Source organism: Streptomyces sp. NPDC091289, from assembly GCF_044757365.1.
Classification (GTDB): domain Bacteria; phylum Actinomycetota; class Actinomycetes; order Streptomycetales; family Streptomycetaceae; genus Streptomyces.
In genome coordinates this window covers 89,953-108,611 of record NZ_JBIVUT010000016.1, presented here as the reverse complement: position 1 = coordinate 108,611, position 18,659 = coordinate 89,953, and the positions used below count along the sequence as shown (strand labels likewise).

The following is an 18,659-nucleotide window of genomic DNA, read 5'->3' as shown; positions in this document are numbered from 1 at the left end:
CCGCCGTTACGATGCGAACGGGTCACGGCGGACAGGGGAGGACGGGCAGGTGACAGCGCACGGGACAGCGACGGCCGGCGGCGACGGGAACGTCCGGTCCTCGCCACCGGGGACGCCCGCGCCGTTGGACGGACCCGGGTCGCCGGACGGGCTCCTGTCGCTGGACGAGCTGATGCCGTGGTCCGTACGGCCGCTGAGAACCGGCCGCGCCTGGGTGAGCGGCCCCGACCCCGTGGTGCTCCGGGCCCGCTGGGAACGGCTGGCGGCCGCCGACGCCGCCGAGCAGGAGCGGCTGTTCGCGCCCACCCGTTCCCGTACGCCGCACACCTCGGTCGGGGCCCTGCCCGGCCGGTCCGCCGGGACGGGCCGCTTCGCCCGGGACCCGGGCCCCTGCCCCGACCCCGTACGGATCCTGCACGGCCCCTACGACGAACAGTGGCTGCTGCCCGACCATCGGCTGATCGACGCGGCCCGTCCGGAGCTGTGGCGGGTCGCCGACGGGCAGCAGCTCTTCGCGGTCGAGCACAGCTCCGCCCCCGAGGATGCCGGGCCCGCCCTGTCGGTGACCGCGCTGCTGCCCGACGGGCACTCCCCCGCCGGGCGGCCCGGCCGGATCAGGCCGCTCCACCGCAGGCCCGGCTCCACGGAGCCCAATCTGGCGCCGGGGCTCCTGGACCTGCTGCGCGGGCGGCTCGGCGGCGGGACGGCCCCGGACGCGTTCACCCCGGAAGCGGTGCTGGCCTGGATCCTGGCCGCCGCCCGGCCCACCCCCGCCGGCCTGCGGGTCCCGTTGCCGGCCGACGCGGAGGTGTGGTCGTCGGGGGTGGCGCTCGGCCGGGAGCTGCTGCGGATCCAGTCGCGCGGGGCCCGGGGCGGGGAGCGCCCCCGGCTGCCGGGCGGGCGCAGGCCCTATGTGCGGGCCGCGCTCCCGGCCCGGCCCTCGGAGCTGGTGTACGACGCCGAGGACGAGGCGCTGATCGTCGGCGACGGCCGGATCTCGCCGGTGCCCGCGGCGGCCTGGGAGTTCACGGTGGGAGGGGTGCGGGTGCTGGAGCTCTGGTTCGCGCGCCGGGCGGCGGCCGCGGCGGGCCGGGGACCGGACGGGGCGGCCCCGGAGGGTCTGGACGCGGTCGGTGCGCGCGGCTGGCCCCGGGAGTGGACCTCGGAGCTGCTCGAACTCATCACCGTACTCGCCCTGCTGGACGGCACGGCGGGGCCCCGTAAGGAGCTGCGGGCCGCCCTGGAGGCGGGGCCGCTGATCGGGCCCGCCGAGCTGCGGGCGGCGGGGGTGCTGCCGGTCCCGTCCTCGGCACGGCGTCCCGCATCGGTGCTCGGACACCAGGAGGAGGGCCCGGAGGGGCAGTTCGCGCTGCTGTAGCGGCGGCCCGTCCATGGCTCCGGGTGGGCCGGAGCTGGCGAAAGGACCGGTCAGAGGGTAAGCACGGGCCATGAACACCTCACCACTCCCCCTCGACGGCATCACCGTGGTGGCCGTCGAGCAGGCGGTCGCCGCCCCCTTCGCCACCCGGCAGCTCGCCGACCTCGGAGCCAGGGTCATCAAGGTGGAGCGCCCGGACGGCGGCGACTTCGCGCGCGGCTACGACACGGCGGCGCGCGGTCTCGCCTCGCACTTCGTCTGGTGCAACCGGGGCAAGGAGTCCCTCGCCGTCGATCTGAAGGACCCGCGGGGCCTTGCGGTGGTCCGTGAACTCGTCGCCGGCGCCGATGTGTTCGTACAGAACCTGGCCCAGGGTGCGGCGGCCCGGCTCGGGCTCGACGCCGCCACGCTCTGCGCGGCGCACCCGCGCCTGGTGGCGGTCGACATCTCCGGTTACGGGGCGGAGGGGCCGTACGCGCACAAGCGGGCCTACGACATGCTCGTGCAGTGCGAGGCCGGTCTGGTCTCGGTGACGGGGACGGCGGAGCAGCCGGTGAAGGCGGGCGTTCCCGCGGCGGACATCGCGGCGGCGATGTACGCGTTCTCCGGGGTGCTCGCGGCGCTGCTGCGGCGGGCCACCACCGGACGGGGCGGTCCGGTGGAGGTCTCCATGCTGGACGCGCTGGCCGAGTGGATGGGGCATCCGCTGCACCAGGGGATGCACGGCTCCGCTCCCCCGGCGCGTACCGGTCTCGCGCACTCGGTGATCGCGCCGTACGACGCCTTCCCCACGGCCGACGGCGAGCGGGTGCTGCTCTCCGTGCAGAACGACCGGGAGTGGCGGCGGCTGGCGGAACAGGTGCTCGGAAGGCCCGAGTTGGCGGACGACCCCGACTTCGCGACGAACGCGGCGCGCACCGCGAACCGGGAGCGGACCGATGCGGCGGTGGGCCGGGCGCTGGCCGGCCTGACGGGGCGGGAGGCGCTGGCCGGTCTGGAGGCGGCGGGCATCGCCTGTGCCCGGCTGAACACGGTGGCCGATGTGGCGGCGCATCCGCAGCTCGCGGCACGGGACCGGTGGCGGGAAGTGGAGTCACCGGTGGGGCCGTTGCGGGCGCTGCTGCCGCCGATCACGCTGCCGGGGAGTACGGAAGCGCGGATGGGTGCCGTACCGGCGCTGGGTGAGCACACCGATGCGCTGCTGCGAGCCCTGGGGATGACGGACGAGCAGGCATCGGTGCTGCGCCGGGACGGAGTGATCGCCTGAGCCGTCCCGGGAGCGGTGGGCCGGTCCGGACGGGCGATGCCGTGCCGTGGGTCAGCGGCGGCTGCCGAAGAGCGAGCGCCGCAGTCGCCGCAGCGGGGCGAAGAGCGACACGCGGGCGCTCCTGCTCCGGCGGGTGTGCGCGGCATCACGCGAGGTCAGCTCACGCATCAGCAGCGTCGCTTCCGCCGACTCGCGCTGCGGGACGACAGGGCCGCCGAGCACCGCGAGATGGCGGTCGAGGCGCGTACTGGTCGCACCGCTCCCGCATGTGATGGCAGGCACACGCGGCCTGCTTCGCACCGTTATCTGTTCCATGTCACTCCCCACCCGTACGAGGGCACCCGGTCCGGGCAGGTTAACCCTATCGCCCCGCGGTGACACCCGTGTATCCCGGCCAGAGGATTGCGCACACACATACGGAGGTTGACGGCCCGTTACCGAATCTGCGCGATTCCAGGGCGACTTGGGACAGTTCAGCTGGTTTGCCCCTTGCGTCACCCGCCGCTCGGCCGTGGAGCGGGAGACCTCGCAGGACGAGGTCTCCCGCGTGAGGGACGGCGGGCGGCGGAACGCTTTCCCGGGTCAGAGAGCGGAGTTGAGGACCGGGAGGTAGCCGCCCGACTGTCCGGCGGCGGTGGGGTGGTAGGACTCGCCGATGTTGAGCCAGTTCACGCTGTGCAGCCAGGCGTTGCCCGAGCAGATCTCGTGCCCGGCGAAGGTCGTCCTGACGTCGCCGAAGGTGAAGCCGTGGTCGGCCGCCCGCTTGGCGGTGGCCGTGTTGAGGTGGTCGGACGCCCCGTTGATGGCGGAGCGCTCCTTCTCGCTCAGACCGGCGATGCAGCCGCCGCCGAGCTGGTAGAAGCGGGGGTAGCCGAGGACGACGATCTGCGCGGAGGGGGCCTTGGAGCGGATGGCGGTGTACACGGAGTCGAGCCGGCCGGGCAGGGTGGAGTCGACGTAGGCGCGGGCGGTGGCGATGCGGCTGAGGCAGGTGGCCTCGGACTGGAGCACACAGGTCGTCATGACGTCGGCGAAGCCCGCGTCGTTGCCGCCGATGGAGATCGTGACGAGGTCGGTCGAGGCGTTCAGCCTGCCGAGCTGACTGCCCGTGACGTCTCCGGTCCTGGCCCCGGAGCAGGCGGCGAAGTCGAAGGTGGAGGGGGAGTTGGCGGCCGCCCAGAGAGCGGGGTAGGCGCGGCTGCTGCGCTTGCAGCTGGAGCCGTCGTAGCTGCCGGCTCCGACGCCGGAGGAGTACGAGTCGCCGAGGGCGACGTAGTCGACGGCGGCTGCGGAGGAGTCGGCGTTCGCGACCCCGGCACCGGTGAGGGCGAGGACGGCGCCGAGCAGGAGAGAGGACGAGAACGCCACGAGTCTGGACATTTTCATGGGACCTCCTTGAGCAGGGGGTATCTGCCTACTCCGTAGTAGCAGCCCCCTCACCGCACCGGAAGTGTCCATGCCAAAAATAGGGGTGGTGTGCTTCCGTCCGCCCCCTGGATTTCAACGGGCGCTCCTTGACGTCCTCCTGGCGCCCCGTCGGTTCCCGGGCGCCGTCCGCGTCCCGCACGGGCCTGCGAAACCCGGGTGCACGGGGTGTCCCCGTGCCGGATCATGGGCGCCATGCCTGACTCTCCCGAATCCGCTCTGCCGATCCGGCTCACCGTCGACGACAGCGATTCACCGTCCGACGTCGTGGACGCACTCTTCCTCGGCCGGTTCGCGACAGGCGAGCAGCCGTACTCGCACAGCTCCTCCCTCGACCGGGTCAAGGCCGGGGCGACCCTGCTGCCGCCGGACGCCACGGTGTTGCGGGCCGCCCGTGACGACGACCGCAGCGCGACGCTCGCGGAGGGCGAGGGCTGGACCCTGCTGGCCTCCCGGTGGAACCGGGGCGCGGACGTCACCGTCACCGCGACCAGCGCGGAGCTGGCGGAGCAGGTCCTCGGCCGGGCGACGGACGGGGCGCAGGACGAACCGGAGCCCCAGCCCGACAACGTGACCATGGGCTTCTGGTACGTCTCCCCGCGCCGCGGCCCGTACCGCACCACCCGCCGGATCACCGCCGGCAGCTGGGACGAGGTCCGCCCCAACTACACCGCTCCGGTGGCCGATGCCATGGGCCGGCTGATGAAGGTGACGCCGGACGACATCGCGGGCCGGCTGCTCCTGCTGCACGGCCCGCCCGGCACCGGCAAGACGTCCGCGCTGCGCACCCTGGCCCGGTCCTGGCGCGACTGGTGCCAGGTGGACTGCGTACTGGACCCCGAGCGGCTCTTCAACGACGTCGGCTATCTGATGGACATCGCGATCGGTGAGGACGACGGAACGGCGAAGGGGCGGTGGCGGCTGCTGCTCCTGGAGGACTGCGACGAGCTGATCCGCGGCGAGGCCAAGCACACGGCGGGCCAGGCCCTGTCCCGGCTGCTGAACCTGACGGACGGTCTGCTGGGCCAGGGGCGCAACGTGCTGGTGGGGGTCACCACCAACGAGGACCTGGAGCGGCTGCACCCGGCGGTCGTCCGGCCGGGCCGCTGCCTGGCCAGGATCGAGGTCGGCCCGTTGACCCGTCAGGAGTCGGTTGCCTGGCTGGGCACGGACGAAGGGGTGAGCCGGGAGGGCAATTCGCTGGCCGAGCTGTACGCGCTGCGCCGGGGCATCGGCCCCGCGTCGGTGCCGAAGCAGGACGCGGGGGCCGACGCGGGGCTGTATCTGTAACCGGTTCCGCGTTCGGGATCTGTAGCCGCTTTCGCGGTCGGGCGCCTCAGTCGCCGTACGCGGCGCGTACCGCGTCCTTGGCCAGCGACAGGGCCTGCTGCCGGGTGAGGCCGAGCCGCTCGGCGGTCTCCGCGTACAGCTGCGCGGCGGTCGCGGCCCGCTGTTCGGCCGCTCCCCCGGCGGCCGCGATGAACGTTCCGTTGCGCCCCCGGGTCTCGATCACCCCGTCCGCCTCCAGGGCCCGGTAGGCCTTGGCCACGGTGTTGGCGGCGAGGCCCAGCTCCTCGGCGAAGCCGCGTACGGTCGGGAGCCGGTGGCCGACGGGCAGCGCGCCGGAACGGGCCAGTTCGGAGAGCCGGTTGCGCAGTTGCTCGTACGGCGCGATGCCGGAGTCCGGGTCGAGGACGATCTTGTCAGTCACGGGCCGATTCTCCCCCACCGGCGGAAAAAGGGGAGGCGTTCGGGGCGCGGCTGCGCATACGGTCCACCGCATGACTGTGATCGTGCGCGATTTCCGGCCGTCCGACGCGGAGGCCTGGACCCACGCCCGCCGGGCCTCGGTCCCCTGGATGGTGGCCACCCCCGAACAGGTCGTCCACGACCTGGCCCACGCCCATCCGGACCGGCACTACCGGCTGCTGGTCGCCGAGGAGGACGGCGAGATCATCGGCACGGCGCAGGCGGGCATCGCCCACGACAGTCCGGAACCGGGGCAGGGGTTCTTCACACCGCAGACGCTTCCCGGCCGCACCCACCGCGGCGCGGGCTCGCTGCTGCTGCGCACGGCGGAGGAGCACCTGGCCCAGGCCGGGGCCACGGTCGTGTACGCGTGGGTCCTGGACAACCCGGAGAGCCTGGAGTTCGCCGGCAAACGGGGCTACCGGCCCAGCCGCTCCGCGCACTTCCAGCATCTCGACCTCGCGGGCGGGACCCTGCCGCCGCGTCAGGAGTCGCCCGCGGGCGTCGAGCTGCGGCCCGGGTCCGACTTCGCGGACGATCCCCGGCCGCTGTTCGAGGCGGATGTCGAGGTGACGGCCGACGAACCGGGCGACATCACCTCCGAGCTGGACGACTACGAGGACTGGCTGACGAACATCTGGCGGCACCCGGCCTTCGACCAGGGGCTCACCTCGGTGGCTCTGGTGGACGGGAAGGTGGCGGCGTTCAGCGCGGCGACCACCGACGGCGTACGGACGTATCTGAGCTCCATGACCGGCACCCTGCGGGAGTTCCGCGGTCGGGGCCTGGCGAAGCTGGCGAAGAACGACTCGCTGCACCGGGCGCGGGCGGCCGGCTACACGGACGCCTACACCTCCAACGACACCGGCAACGGCCCGATGCTGGCCGTCAACCAGTGGTTCGGCTACCAGATCTGCGCGACGGAGGTCCGCCATGTCCGCACCCTCCCCTGAGCCCCGGGCCCCTGAGCTCCGGGCCCCTGAGCCCCGCGCGGGCCGTACGAAGGGCCTGGTCGTCGCCCTGTCCAAGGCGGGCCGCACCAAGATCAGGTATCCGGCGGAGCTGGTCCGCGACGACGGTGTCCGCGTCACCGTCCGGGCGCCGTGGGCCGCGCCCGGGGTGCGGGACTTCGGCTTCGTCCGGTTCGAGCCGGGCGACGTGTTCACCGAGCACTACTGGCGGGACCGGTGGTTCGCGGTGAAGGAGGTCCGCACCGGCGACGGCCGGTTCAAGGGCTGGTACTGCGACATCACCCGGCCCGCCGTGCTGGCGGACGGGGTGCTGGCGGTCGAGGACCTGGATCTGGACCTGTGGGTGTCGGCCGACGGCACGTCGGTGCTGCGGCTGGACGAGGACGAGTTCGAGGAGAGCGGCCTGGCCGGGCGCGATCCGGCGGCGGCCGGGGCGGCGGTCTCGGCCCTGGACGAGCTGGAGCACCTGGCCAGGAGCGAGGGCCTGGCCGGTCTTCTCGCCTGACCGGGCGCGGTGGGCGTGCGCGGACCGCCTCACCGGGCGCGGGCTGCGTGCGCCGGGGCACGGCGGTCACCCCGCTCTTCTCGCCTGACCGGCGCGGTCGGCGTGCGCCGGTCGGTCCGGCAGCGCCCGAGCGCCGGTGGGACGGCTCTCAGCCCTGCGGCCGCGCGCCGGGCTCGTCACGGCCGGCCGGCCGGGCCAGCCGGGCCAGGACCTTGGCGTACACCATGGTCGCCGACGCGATGACGCTCGCCAGGACCGCCAGCCCGAGGATGCCCAGCAGCGCGGGCCACTGCCGCAGCTCGCTGTCGCAGTGGCCGTTTTCGGACAGCGGGCCGTTCAACGGGCCCCGGCACAGCGCTCGGTCCCCGTACTCCGGGCCGTAGTCGGCGAGCATCAGGAACGCGAACCATCCCCAGACCACCAGGGCCAGGAACATCCACGCGATCGACCAGGAGTCCATCCGGCGGGCGTCCCGCTGGGCCTGCTCCGGTGCGGCATTCGTGGGTGCGGGCGCGGGCGGCGCGGTCTCGTCGGCTGTCATTTCTCCCCCTTGACCTCGGTGAACGCACGCCAGTCCATCACGGCCGGCGCACCGGAAGCACGGTGGGCCCGTACGAACGGCCGGGCGGCTCAGGGCCGGGGCAGGGAGTCGGCGACCAGCTCCACCTCGTACCCCGCCGGGTCCTCCAGATAGGCGGCGTGGTGGCCGCCGCCGCCCGCGTACGGATGGCGGTCGGGGAACAGCAGCCGCCAGCCGTACGCCGGGGCCTCGGCCGTCAGCGCGTCGAGGGCGGCCCGGTCACCGATGTGGAACGCCAGGTGGTTGAGCCCGGGGCGGCGGCGGTCGTGGCCGCCCGCGACCAGGTCCGGCGACTGTTCGAGCACGACATACGCGTCGCCGCGCCGCCAACTGCGGCCGTGGGCCCAGTGCTGGTACGGGACATGGCCGAGCCGGCCCAGCAGCCAGCCCCAACTGCGCTCCGCCGCCGCGAGGTCCGCCACCCACAGCTCGATGTGGTGCACCCGGCCGGTGGTCTCCTCGGCGGCGGGCAGCGGGACGGCCCGGCCGACGCCGCCCGGGACGTACGCGATCGGCTCCCCGTCCCGATGCCAGTGGATCATGAAGTGCTCGCCCGAGCGATAACCGTCCAGGCCCGCCCGGCAGTACGCGACCATGTCGTCCGGCAGCGCGGCCAGCGGGAACCAGGCCAGCTCGGAGCACTTCTCCGGCTCCGCGTTGCGCGGCGGGCGGGCCGGGTCGTACTCCGCGACGAAGAACCAGCCCATGCGCGCCCCGCCGCCGGGGCCCCGGTGCTGCATCACGAGGGCCACCCGCAGCTCGTCGGGGTCCAGATCGAGGCCGATCTCCTCGGCGGCCTCCCGGATCATCGCCTCACGGACGTCCTCGCCGTCCTCCGCGTGGCCGGAGGGCATATGGAGCAGTCCGTCCGCATACCCGGTGTTGGAGCGGCGGGCCAGCAGGACGTCCGGGCCGCGCCGCAGGATCAGATGGACGTCGACGACCTCGGTGTGCCGATACGCCGGCATCGCTCGGGCGACCAGCGCATAGCGCTCGTCGTCGACCTTCTTGCCCCACAGCCGGCTGTCGGGGGCCAGGTCCTCGTGGTGGATGCGCTCGGTGTGCGCGGAGAGCAGGGCGGTGAGCGCCGTGGCGGACAGGCCGGCGCCGCCCCACACCCCTTCGACGAGGACGAGCCGCCCGCCCGGCTTCAGCAGGCCGAACCAGTGCGCCAGGGCCGCGGCCGGGTCGGGCAGCAGCCAGACGACGTGCCGGGCCACGACGGCGTCGAACGCCCGCTCCCCGACCGGGGGCCGGGCGGCGTCCCCGACGAGGACCTCCGCACCGGTCCCGGCGAGCTTGGCACGGGCCTGCTCCGCCATGCGGGGCGAGCGGTCGACGGCGGTGACGCGGTGTCCCTGGCCCGCGGCGAGCAGGGAGAGGCTGCCGGTGCCGCACCCCAGGTCCAGCACATCGCCGCGAGTGGCGGGCAGCCAGCTCTCCAGCCGCCCGGCCCAGGCGTCGCGCACGGCGGGGTCGAGGAGCCCGTGGTCGGGCTCCTCGTCGAAGGATCCGGCAGCCGCGTCCCAGTCGATCGTGGTCATGGCTTCGATGCTCTCAGCCGCCACTGACAGTGCGGGACTCCTCGGCCGTTTTCCGGCCACCGCGCAGCCGTACGATCAGCCGGCTGATCAGCGGCCAGGCCACGATCAGCACCACGATCGCGTAGACCGTGACGGAGAACGGGGTGTTGACCAGGCCGGACACGCTCCCGTCGCTGATCTGGAGCGCGCGGCGCAACTGCTGTTCGGCGGCCGGGCCGAGGATCACCCCGATGACGGCGGGCAGCACCGGCAGCCCGTAACGCCGCATCCCGAACCCGATCAGCCCGATGACCAGCAGGATCACCAGGTCCAGCGACTCCCCGCCGACCGCGTACGCGCCGACGGCGGCGAAGAAGAGGATGCCCGCGTACAGATAGGGGCGCGGGATCCGCAGGAGCTTCGCCCAGACGGGGGCGAGCGGCAGATTGAGGGCGAGCAGCAGCACCATGCCGACGAAGAGCGAGGCGATGAGCCCCCAGACCAGCTCCGGTTCACGTTCGAAGAGAAGCGGGCCCGGCTGGATTCCGTACTGCTGGAAGGCGGCCAGCATCACGGCGGCGACGGCGGTGGTGGGCAGCCCGAGGGTGAGCATCGAGACGAGGGTTCCGGCGGCGGAGGCGGAGGCGGCGGCCTCCGGTCCGGCGACGCCTTCGATGGCCCCCTTGCCGAACTGGTCGCGGTGCTTGGAGAGCCGCTTCTCGGTGACGTAACTGAGGAAGGTGGGGATCTCCGCGCCGCCCGCCGGGATCGCCCCGAAGGGGAAGCCGATGACGGGGCCGCGCAGCCAGGGCTTCCAGGTGCGCTTCAGGTCGGCGCGGCCGAGCCAGGGCCGGCCGACGGGGATCGGTTTGCCGGTGGAGCGGCGCAGATGGGCGGCGACCCAGAGGGCCTCGCCGATCGCGAAGAGCCCGACCGCGACGATCACCACGTCGACGCCGTCGGCCAGTTGGAGGGACCCGAAGGTCAGGCGCTGCTGGCCGGTCATCTGGTCGAGGCCGACCAGTCCGATGGTGAGGCCGATGAGGAGGGAGGCGATGCCACGGATGCGGGAGGCGCCGAGGACGGAGGTGACGGCGATGAAGGCCAGCACCATGATGGCGAAGTAGTCGGGGGCGCCGATGCCGATGGCGAGCGACGCGACGGTCGGGGCGAGGACGACCAGCAGGATCGTGCCGATCATGCCGCCCGCGAAGTGGCCGATCGCGGCGGCGGCCAGCGCCTGGGCGCCGCGTCCGCCCTTCGCCATCGGGTTGCCCTCGATCGCGGCGACCACGGCGGCGCTCTCCCCGGGGGTGTTGAGGAGGATCGAGGTGGTGGAGCCGCCGAACATCGCCCCGTAGTAGATCCCGGCGAACATGATGAACGCGCCGGTCGGGTCGAGTCCGTACGTCACCGGGAGCAGCAGCGCCACGGCCATCGCCGGGCCGATGCCGGGGAGCACGCCGATCGCGGTGCCGAGCAGGACGCCGATCGCGGCCCAGAGCAGGTTCATCGGGGTGAGCGCGGTACCGAAGCCGTCGATGAGGGAGTTGAGGGAATCCATCGGTCAGAGCACCCCCATCAGCGGGCCGCCCGGAAGGGGGACACCGAGCAGGTTGTCGAAGACGAAGTAGGTGGCCAGGGAGATGCCGGCGGCGATGAGCGGGTCGCGGCCGTGGTGCCGGCTGCCGAGTGCGTAGGCGGAGCCCCAGAAGAGCAGGGCTCCGGCGATCGGGAAGCCGAGGGGGCCGATCAGGACGGCGGTGGCGAGGAAGACGCCGGCGAGCAGGAGGACGGTGCGCCAGTCGGCCGGTTCGTCGAGGTCGACGTCCTCGCCGCCCTCGGCCTCGCCGCGTCCGCCGCGCAGCACGTCGCCGGCGAGCAGGACGGCGATGAGGAGGAACAGACCGCCGATGACGAAGGGGACGGTCCGGGGGCCGACGGGGCCGCGCTGGGCGATGTCGACGCTCATGGTGAAGGCGTCGGTGAGGACGAGCGTGCCCAGCGCGAACAGCAGGACGCAGACGCCGAGTTCGGAGTGCTCGCGCAGCCAGGAGAGGGTGGTGCTCTTCTCGTCCCGCGCGGCGTCGGCCTCGCCGCCCGGCCGCCCGGCGAGGTCGCTGGGGTCGGCGGACTCGGTGGGGTCAGTGGGTTCGGTGGTCACAGCCCCAGCTCCTTGAGGACGGTGGCGACCCGCTGGTCCTGCTCGTCGAGGAAGTCGCCGAAGGGTTCGCCGATGAGGAGGGCGTCGTCCCAGCCGTTCTTCCTCATCGACTCCTTCCACTGCTTCGAGCCGTGGAGTTCGCGGATCAGGCCGGTGAGCTTGTCGCGTTCGGCCGTCGAGAGGCCGGGCGGGGCGACGATGCCGCGCCAGTTGGTGAACTCGGTGTCGAGTCCGGCTTCGCGCAGGGTGGGGGCGTCGAGGCCCGGCACCCGCTTCGGGCCGGTCACGGCGAGCAGCCGCAGTTCGCCCGCCTCGATCTGGTCGCGGTACTCGCCGAGGCCGGAGACCCCGAAGCCGACCTTGTTTCCGAGGATGGAGGCGAGGAGTTCGCCACCGCCGTCGAACGGGACGTAGTTGACCGTCCTCGGGGCGATGCCGGCCGCCTGCGCCATGAGCATCGGGGCGAGGTGGTCCGGGCCGCCGGGCGAGGACCCGCCGCCGACCGGGACGCGGGCCGGGTCCTTCTTCCAGGCGGCGAGGAGGTCGGCGATGGTGCGGTACGGGGAGTCCTTGGAGACGACGACGATGTCCGGCTCCTCGGTGAGCCGGGCGATCGGGGTGGTGTCGGCCAGGGTGCTCGGCGACTTGTTGGTATGGACGGCTCCGACGACGCCGAGGCCCATGGAGAGCGCGAGCTTGCCGTTGCCGTGTTCGCCGACGAGCCGGGTCAGGCCGACCGTTCCGCCGGCGCCCGGCAGGTTGAACACCTCGATGTTGTGGGTGAGTCCGGCGTCCTCGGCGTTCTTGGCCATGGTGCGCGCGGTGATGTCGTAGCCGCCGCCGGGGGTGTTGGGGACCATGAAGCGGAGCCCGGGAATCTGGGTGCCGGCGTCCGAGCCGTCGTCGGTGGAGAGCAGGGGCGGCCCGACCACCACCAGCAACGCGGCCCCGAACAGGGCGAGGAGAGTGCGCAGTCGCACAGGTTCCGCCTTTCGCTGTGAAGTGGCCCACATGTTGCCTGCGCGTTAAGAGGCTGTCTCTCTTCCGGTATCAACGGACGTTGTGGTCGTTGCGGTCGCGGCCTAGCGTGGCGGCGTGACAACTGTGCTGGTGGTGGACGACGACTTCATGGTCGCGAAACTGCACAGCCGCTACGTGTCCGCAATGGACGGATTCACGGTCGCCGGGGTGGCGCACAACGGCGCCGACGCCCTGCGGGCGGCCGAGCGGCTGCGCCCCGATCTGGTGCTGCTGGACATCTACTTGCCCGATATGGACGGGATCGGGGTGTTGCGCGCGTTGCGCGCGGCGGAGGAGCGGGACGCCTCACGTCCCAGCACGGACGCCCTGTTCATCACGGCGGCCCGGGACGCGGGGGTGATCCGGGCGGCGCTGCGGGCAGGGGCCCTCCACTACCTGATCAAGCCGTTCAGCCGGTCGGCCCTCCAGGAGCAGATGCGCCATGTCGCCTCGCTGCGCACCCGCCTGGACGAGCTGGGCGAGGCCCGCCAGGAGGACGTCGACCAGATCTTCGGCACCCGCCCGCCCGGCTCGCGCGAGCTGCCGAAGGGTCTGGCCGCCCCCACGGCCGAGCTGGTGGAACGCACCCTGCGCGGCCGCCCCGAGGGCCTGTCGGCCACGGAGTGCGCCGAGGCGGGGGCCCTGTCCCGGGTGAGCGCGCGCCGCTACCTGGAGTACTTCGCCTCCACCGGCCGCGCCGAGGTGACCCTGCGCTACGGGGGAACGGGCCGCCCCGAACGCCGCTACCGCTGGACGGGCTGACGCCGCACGGCCTACCGCCGACAGCCGGACGGCCGCTCACCACGCGCCTTCAGGAGGCGCCTCCGGCGCTCCGCTCCTCCCAGGTGTCGCGCACGATCGCGTGGGCCCGCCGGAAACGGTGGTCGGGGTCCTCCACCAGGTCGACGGGGGCCTGGAGCGTCACGGCACGGCTGTCCTGGCGGATGAGCTGGATGAAGGTGCGGGCACTCGGCCCCCGGCCGGTCCGCACCGTGGTGACGGTCCGTATCTCCTCCCAGCGGCACACCTGCCGGGTGGGCCAGACCCCGGTGGTGACCCCGTCCTCGTCGATACGGGTCCCTCCGGCGGACCTGCGCCACGCGTGCACCGCCCCCGCCACGACCGGCAGACAGACGAGCGCCGCCGCCCACAGGGGCAGAGCGGCCTCCCTGCCCGCGCCCATGTACAGGGCGGCGAGGGCGTAGGTCGCCAGCCACCCCGCGGCGACCCACCGCCACAGCCGCCGCTGGGCGGGAAGCACGGCGTACTCCAACGGCAGGCCCTCGTCCCGCACCGGCTCGTCCTCACCCCATCGGTCGGCCATCGCCGTCCACCCTCCCCCGTCGGGCCGCTGCGCCCTTCACCGCGCGAAATCCTGCCAGATGGTCTCACCCCCCAGGGGCATGCCGGCCGGGGCCGGGGGGCTCAGGGAGCCACGGACGGTCGCCGATAGGCTGCTCGATCCGGACAGGGCGAGCGAGGGGGAGCAATGAACTCGGGTGAAGAGGAAGAAAGTTACGTCGCTGCGGGAGGCACGGCAGACCGGGAGGACCCGGGAGATCCCGGCGTCGCGGACGGCGCTCCCCGCCTCGTGGGCCGGTGGCTGCCCGCGGTGCTCGGCTGCGTCCTCGCCCTCGTCCTCCTCGCGGCCTTCCCGCCCTGGCCGGACGCGCTGATCGACGACCTGGGCAGCACCCCGTGGTGGGTCGCCGCTCCGGTGCTGGGTGCGGGGCTGGTGCTGCTCGTGGGCGCCGGTACCCGCCGCAGCGCCGTCTGGGCCCTGCTTCCCCTGGCCGCCGCCTCGGTGCTGGGCACCGTGGCGTTCCTCACCGCGTCCGATTCCGGCGGCGACGTACGCCCGGCCGCTCCCCTCGCGGCGGCTCTGGTCTGCGGCCTCGCGCTGGTGCTCTGCCTGCCGTTGGTCCGGCGGCGGCGTCCGTGGATCGGCCACGCCCGCTCACCGGAGCTGCTGCGCCTCCGGGTCCGTACGCTCACCGTGTGCGCGCTCGCCGGAGCGCTCGTCGGCGGATTGCTCGGCGCGGGCGCGGGCCTCGGTGCGGAGCGCATCCGGGAGGCGACCGCTGCCGAGGACGAGGAAGAACCGCTGGTCAACGCCACCTCCGAGCCGCTGGCGGCGGGGAAGAAGCCCTTCACCAGCACCATGGAGGTCGGTGGCTTCCGGATTCCCGGCGCGGAAGAGATCGAGGTGGGCAGGGTGGCCTGGCAGAAGAGCCTGTCCGGCCCGGCGGAACTGAGCGTGTGCCCGGAGCGGAGAGAGCCGAGCGCCTACGAAGACGTCAACGATCTCCCTCCCGACTGGCCGGTCCAGAGCACTCTGGTCACCGTCGAGAGGGCGGGCGGGGACGATGTGGTCATCGGCCTGGACGCCGCCGACGGCAGCGAACGCTGGCGCTACACCGTGCACGCGGAGGGCGACGTACGGCTGGGCCAGGTCGGCGTCGGTGAGCGATGTGACGTGCTGGTCGTCGTCGACCCGGACGTGATCGTCTCGCTCGACTCCGTCACGGGGCGGGTCCAGGGCATGAGCGAACTGGAGCAGCCTGGTGATTCCCTGGTGCCCCGGGAGACGTGGCGCTCCGGGTACGCCTGGCCCTGGCGCCTGATCCCCGCCGCGGCTCCCGCCCCGGACTCCCCCTCCCCCTCCCCTTCCACCGGCCCCGACGAGGACTCCGGGCGCGACGGGTTCCGCCCGGAGAAGGAAGGACAGCGGCTGCTGGCGCTCGGGAGCAGCCACAGCCGCTACCTCTGGGCGGCCGCACTGGACGAGGTCGCCTTCCTGAGCGGGCAGTACGGGCTGGCGGCGGTCCACCGTTCGGACGCCTCGCTCGCGGGCCACAGCACACAGTCCGATGCACTGCACGCGGGGGCGTGCCGGTACCTGGTGGACTACTCGCCGAAGAAGTGGGGCCCCTACCTCCTCCAGTCCGGCTGCAGTCAGCCCACGGTGTTCGAGCTGGCACAGCCCGCCCTGCTTCCCGACGGCGGTGCTCCCCTTCCGCTCACCCACCGGGCTCTGCCCTCGCTGGGGTGCGCGGGCAGGGCGGAGGAGCAGTACCAGCAGCCCGAGTTCAGCGCCCTGTGGAACGGGTTCTCCGATGCCTGGATCGTCGGGGAGTGCCGGAGGGAGGGCACGAAGGACAAGGGGAAGGCTCCGGTCCAGCAGCTGATCCAACTGCGGATGAGGGGAACGATGCCGGTGAAGCCTCCGGAGCCCGCCGTCACGCTGCCGGCCGGCGCCGGGATGATGCTCCCGAACGAGGGCGCGCCCTGGGGGGACGACTTTTTCTATCTGGAGAACGGCGAGCTGCGCGCCTTGTTCTACGAACGCGTCGACGATCCGGAGGGCAAGGCCGTGCGGTACGCCGCACCGGACGGCGAACCGCTGTCGGCGGTGGCCTTCCTCGACACGGAGGGACACGACGCCGCGAACGGCCTCGCCGTCACGGAGCGAGGGACCGTGGTCACCTTCACCCACGAGAAGCAGGAGAAGGCCGGGTCGAGCCGGTACGCCGCGAAGCACACCGGTCGCACCACGCTGGCCCGCGGCACCTGTGCGGGCACCCGGGACCTGCTGGTCGACACGGTCGGGGAGAGGGTGCTGGTGCTGTGCCGGAGTGCCAAGGGGACCGAGGTCACCACACTCACCGCCGGCCCCGGCTACGAGCCCGCCTCCTGACCCGGGGTGGCGGGTCGGCGCCCTCCCACCTGAGCACCCACTTAGCCGGACCTTAAAGGCGCCATAAGGATCGCCTCCACCCCGTCCCAGCAGGCCTTTTCGGGCTTTCGAACGGCTAGCTTTCTGATCGTCACCCCCCAACAGCTGTGCTGTAGCAGTGCCGTTCAGAAGGAGATCCATCCATGACCGTTCGTCGCAAGGCCGCCGGGATCCTCGCCCTCGGGTTCGCTCCGCTCGCACTGGCCGGGCTGACCGCCGCCCCCGCCGTCGCGCACGGTTCGCTCACCGACCCGGTGAGCCGGGTGTCCGCGTGCTTCGCGGAGGGTCCGGAGAGCCCGAAGTCGGCGGCGTGCCAGGCGGCGGTCGCGGCGGGCGGGACCCAGGCGCTGTACGACTGGAACGGGGTGAACATCGCCAACGCGGCGGGCAAGCACCGTGAGCTGATCCCGGACGGCAAGCTGTGCAGCGCGGCCAACGACAAGTTCAAGGGGCTCGACCTGCCGCGCGCCGACTGGCCGGCCACCGCGCTGTCGGCGGGCAAGCACACCTTCCGGTTCCGCGCGACGGCCCCGCACAAGGGGTCGTTCGAGCTGTACATGACGAAGCCCGGGTACGACGCCACGAAGCCGCTGGCCTGGTCGGACCTGGAGGCGAAGCCCTTCGCCGAGGCGACCGACCCGGTCCTGGAGAACGGCTCGTACGTCTTCGACGGGACGATCCCCGAGCGCTCCGGGCGGCAGCTGGTCTACACGGTCTGGCAGCGCTCCGACTCCCCCGAGGCGTTCTACGCCTGCTCCGACGTGACGTTCGGCGGCGCGTCGGCGGGCGGCGGCGGGGCGGAGAAGGAGGACGGGACGGGGCAGCAGGGTTCCGGCGGTGAGTCCGGCGCCGAGGCTCCGGCGGCCGCGCCCTCCGCGCCGTCCGAGGACGCGATCGCCGAGGGTTCGGAGAAGTCGTCGGTCGAGCACAACGGCCACGGCGACGACGACGCGAACACCGGGGCGAAGGTCAACGCCGCCGCTCCGGCCGCCCCCGAGGGCAAGGCCGAGGGCAACGCACCCGAGGTGAACGCTGCGAGCAAGGACGAGGTGCTGGCCGAGACGGGTGGTTCCGGCAGCAGCACGTACCTGGCGATCGGAGGCGCCGGGGTCCTCGCCGCCGGTGCGGCCGTGCTGTTCGCCTCGCAGCGCCGCCGGGCCGCCGCGTCGACGGGCCGCCGCGGCAACTGATCGCCGCAGCACCCCCCTTCGTACCCCTGCCGCGTCCCTCCGGGACGTCGGGCGCGGCAGGTCGTGACGGGCCGGGGTCCGCCGTCCCTCGGACGGCGGGCCCCGGCCCGTCGTTGCGCGTCGGGTCAGCCGATGACCGACAAGCAGGTGGTCGGGGTGGCGTTGGCCGGGTCGAGGGCGTTGGCCACTTCGTGGAAGGCGATGCGGTCGATGGTCCCGATCGCCACATGCTCGGAGAGGTCGACCGGGCAGAGGTCCTGGAGCAGCACATTGCGTACGTTCGGGCCGTCCAGGTACTGCGTGCGGTACGGGGTCACGACCTGGTCGTACTTGGTCGCGATGACGGTGTAGCGGACGCCGGGCACGGTGTCGCCGCCCGCCGTGAGCTTGGTGATGAAGGGCGATCCCGCGACCTGGTCGGCGAGTCCGGGTGTCTTGTCGCTGATGAACTTCTCGACGCCGGGGAAGAACGGCAGCAGCTTGGTGAGGCCGAGCAGCGTGGTGCCGTGGTTGTCCGGGGCGATGCCGACGAGGGCGTTGACCTTGTCGGCGCCGCCGAGGAACTTCAGGTAGTAGTTGGGCATCATGCCGCCCTGGGAGTGGCCGACGAGGTCGGCCTTCGGGGCTCCGGTGGCGTCGAGCACCTTGTCGACGAAGACGTCGAGCTGTTCGGCGGACTTGTCGATGGGGCCGAGTCCGTGGAAGAACGGCACGCCGGGGAGCTGGCCGTAGTCGAGGGAGAAGACGCAGTAGCCCCGGTTGACCAGGTAGGGGGCGAGGACCAGCCAGTTGTCGATCGAGTTCCCGAAGGTTCCGTGGACCAGGACGACGGGGCGGGGATGGGCGGCGGAGGGCTTGCAGGAGTAGTCGTTCCAGCCACGCGACGTGGCCGTGGCGGCGGCCGGGGTGGCCGCGTTCGCGGTCGCCGTGGGGGCGACGAGAACGGTGAGGGAGAGGAGCAGGGCAGCGAGCAGGCTGCGCGCGCGGGGAACGCGCGCAGCACGGATCCAGGGCAGCATCGTGTGGTCTCCTTGCGGCTCAAGGGAGGTGCGATGGCGGTGCGCCCTGTGGCCCGGACCACAAGCTGTACGTGCTCATGCCAAATTACGCACGAGTAAGGTGGAGAGGGAAGTTACGCGTCGGTAAAAACT

Annotated in this window: 18 protein-coding genes; 8 read left to right on the top strand and 10 right to left on the bottom strand. The window is 72.9% G+C overall.

Annotated features, from left to right (window positions below):
• Positions 1 to 49 precede the first annotated feature (49 nt).
• Positions 50 to 1,378, top strand: coding sequence for a type ISP restriction/modification enzyme (locus tag ACIQPT_RS22275; protein WP_401157711.1), 1,329 nt, complete (start codon positions 50 to 52; stop codon positions 1,376 to 1,378).
• Positions 1,379 to 1,448: 70 nt separating this feature from the next.
• Positions 1,449 to 2,645 (top strand): CaiB/BaiF CoA transferase family protein, encoded by a 1,197-nt coding sequence (locus tag ACIQPT_RS22270; protein ID WP_401157709.1) that lies wholly within the window; start codon positions 1,449 to 1,451, stop codon positions 2,643 to 2,645.
• Positions 2,646 to 2,696: 51 nt separating this feature from the next.
• Here ACIQPT_RS22270 and ACIQPT_RS22265 read toward each other — a convergent pair whose 3' ends face one another.
• Both ACIQPT_RS22265 and ACIQPT_RS22260 read right to left on the bottom strand, forming a co-directional pair.
• Complete coding sequence (locus ACIQPT_RS22265) at positions 2,697 to 2,960, bottom strand: hypothetical protein (RefSeq protein ID WP_003970092.1); 264 nt, start codon at positions 2,958 to 2,960, stop codon at positions 2,697 to 2,699.
• A gap of 267 nt (positions 2,961 to 3,227) precedes the next feature.
• On the bottom strand, positions 3,228 to 4,031 hold the full coding sequence (locus ACIQPT_RS22260; RefSeq protein WP_401157707.1) for an SGNH/GDSL hydrolase family protein: 804 nt from the start codon (positions 4,029 to 4,031) through the stop codon (positions 3,228 to 3,230).
• 234 nt (positions 4,032 to 4,265) lie between these two features.
• On the opposite strand from ACIQPT_RS22260, the gene ACIQPT_RS22255 reads away from it, so the two are divergent.
• Positions 4,266 to 5,360 carry a DUF5925 domain-containing protein gene (locus ACIQPT_RS22255; RefSeq protein ID WP_401157705.1) on the top strand — a complete coding sequence of 365 codons (1,095 nt, stop codon included), beginning with the start codon at positions 4,266 to 4,268 and terminating at the stop codon, positions 5,358 to 5,360.
• Between the two features lie 46 nt (positions 5,361 to 5,406).
• Here the strand turns inward: ACIQPT_RS22255 and ACIQPT_RS22250 are convergent, their stop codons facing one another.
• Positions 5,407 to 5,781 carry a GntR family transcriptional regulator gene (locus ACIQPT_RS22250; protein WP_401157703.1) on the bottom strand — a complete coding sequence of 125 codons (375 nt, stop codon included), beginning with the start codon at positions 5,779 to 5,781 and terminating at the stop codon, positions 5,407 to 5,409.
• Between the two features lie 70 nt (positions 5,782 to 5,851).
• Here ACIQPT_RS22250 and ACIQPT_RS22245 point away from each other — a divergent pair, with 70 nt between their 5' ends.
• Complete coding sequence (locus ACIQPT_RS22245) at positions 5,852 to 6,772, top strand: GNAT family N-acetyltransferase (protein ID WP_401157701.1); 921 nt, start codon at positions 5,852 to 5,854, stop codon at positions 6,770 to 6,772.
• On the top strand, positions 6,753 to 7,295 hold the full coding sequence (locus ACIQPT_RS22240) for a DUF402 domain-containing protein (protein ID WP_401157699.1): 543 nt from the start codon (positions 6,753 to 6,755) through the stop codon (positions 7,293 to 7,295). Before ACIQPT_RS22245 ends, ACIQPT_RS22240 begins: the two co-directional genes overlap by 20 nt.
• A 148-nt stretch (positions 7,296 to 7,443) precedes the next feature.
• Here ACIQPT_RS22240 and ACIQPT_RS22235 read toward each other — a convergent pair whose 3' ends face one another.
• From ACIQPT_RS22235 to ACIQPT_RS22215, 5 genes are all read right to left on the bottom strand, one after another.
• Positions 7,444 to 7,836, bottom strand: a complete 393-nt coding sequence (locus tag ACIQPT_RS22235; protein ID WP_401157698.1) for a hypothetical protein — start codon at positions 7,834 to 7,836, stop codon at positions 7,444 to 7,446.
• A gap of 89 nt (positions 7,837 to 7,925) precedes the next feature.
• Positions 7,926 to 9,419 carry a trifunctional class I SAM-dependent methyltransferase/NUDIX hydrolase/VOC family protein gene (locus ACIQPT_RS22230; protein WP_401157696.1) on the bottom strand — a complete coding sequence of 498 codons (1,494 nt, stop codon included), beginning with the start codon at positions 9,417 to 9,419 and terminating at the stop codon, positions 7,926 to 7,928.
• Between the two features lie 13 nt (positions 9,420 to 9,432).
• Positions 9,433 to 10,962: a tripartite tricarboxylate transporter permease gene (locus ACIQPT_RS22225; RefSeq protein ID WP_401157695.1), complete on the bottom strand. Its 1,530-nt coding sequence runs from the start codon at positions 10,960 to 10,962 to the stop codon at positions 9,433 to 9,435.
• Positions 10,963 to 10,965: 3 nt separating this feature from the next.
• The gene (locus tag ACIQPT_RS22220; RefSeq protein WP_401157694.1) at positions 10,966 to 11,562 is read right to left on the bottom strand and encodes a tripartite tricarboxylate transporter TctB family protein; all 597 of its coding nucleotides are present in this window, start codon (positions 11,560 to 11,562) and stop codon (positions 10,966 to 10,968) included.
• Positions 11,559 to 12,542: a Bug family tripartite tricarboxylate transporter substrate binding protein gene (locus ACIQPT_RS22215; protein WP_401157692.1), complete on the bottom strand. Its 984-nt coding sequence runs from the start codon at positions 12,540 to 12,542 to the stop codon at positions 11,559 to 11,561. The genes ACIQPT_RS22220 and ACIQPT_RS22215 overlap by 4 nt, the downstream gene beginning before the upstream one ends.
• Before the next feature lie 148 nt (positions 12,543 to 12,690).
• Here ACIQPT_RS22215 and ACIQPT_RS22210 point away from each other — a divergent pair, with 148 nt between their 5' ends.
• Complete coding sequence (locus tag ACIQPT_RS22210; RefSeq protein ID WP_401157883.1) at positions 12,691 to 13,344, top strand: response regulator; 654 nt, start codon at positions 12,691 to 12,693, stop codon at positions 13,342 to 13,344.
• A gap of 49 nt (positions 13,345 to 13,393) precedes the next feature.
• Here the strand turns inward: ACIQPT_RS22210 and ACIQPT_RS22205 are convergent, their stop codons facing one another.
• Entirely contained in the window at positions 13,394 to 13,906 is a 513-nt protein-coding gene (locus tag ACIQPT_RS22205; protein WP_401157690.1) for a hypothetical protein, read from the bottom strand.
• Between the two features lie 165 nt (positions 13,907 to 14,071).
• Between ACIQPT_RS22205 and ACIQPT_RS22200 the strand changes: the two genes are divergently transcribed.
• Together ACIQPT_RS22200 and ACIQPT_RS22195 are read left to right on the top strand one after the other, a co-directional pair.
• Positions 14,072 to 16,279: a hypothetical protein gene (locus ACIQPT_RS22200; protein WP_401157689.1), complete on the top strand. Its 2,208-nt coding sequence runs from the start codon at positions 14,072 to 14,074 to the stop codon at positions 16,277 to 16,279.
• A gap of 182 nt (positions 16,280 to 16,461) precedes the next feature.
• Entirely contained in the window at positions 16,462 to 17,508 is a 1,047-nt protein-coding gene (locus tag ACIQPT_RS22195; RefSeq protein WP_401157687.1) for a lytic polysaccharide monooxygenase, read from the top strand.
• Positions 17,509 to 17,633: 125 nt separating this feature from the next.
• Here the strand turns inward: ACIQPT_RS22195 and ACIQPT_RS22190 are convergent, their stop codons facing one another.
• Positions 17,634 to 18,527, bottom strand: coding sequence for an esterase/lipase family protein (locus ACIQPT_RS22190; RefSeq protein ID WP_401157685.1), 894 nt, complete (start codon positions 18,525 to 18,527; stop codon positions 17,634 to 17,636).
• Positions 18,528 to 18,659 lie beyond the last annotated feature (132 nt).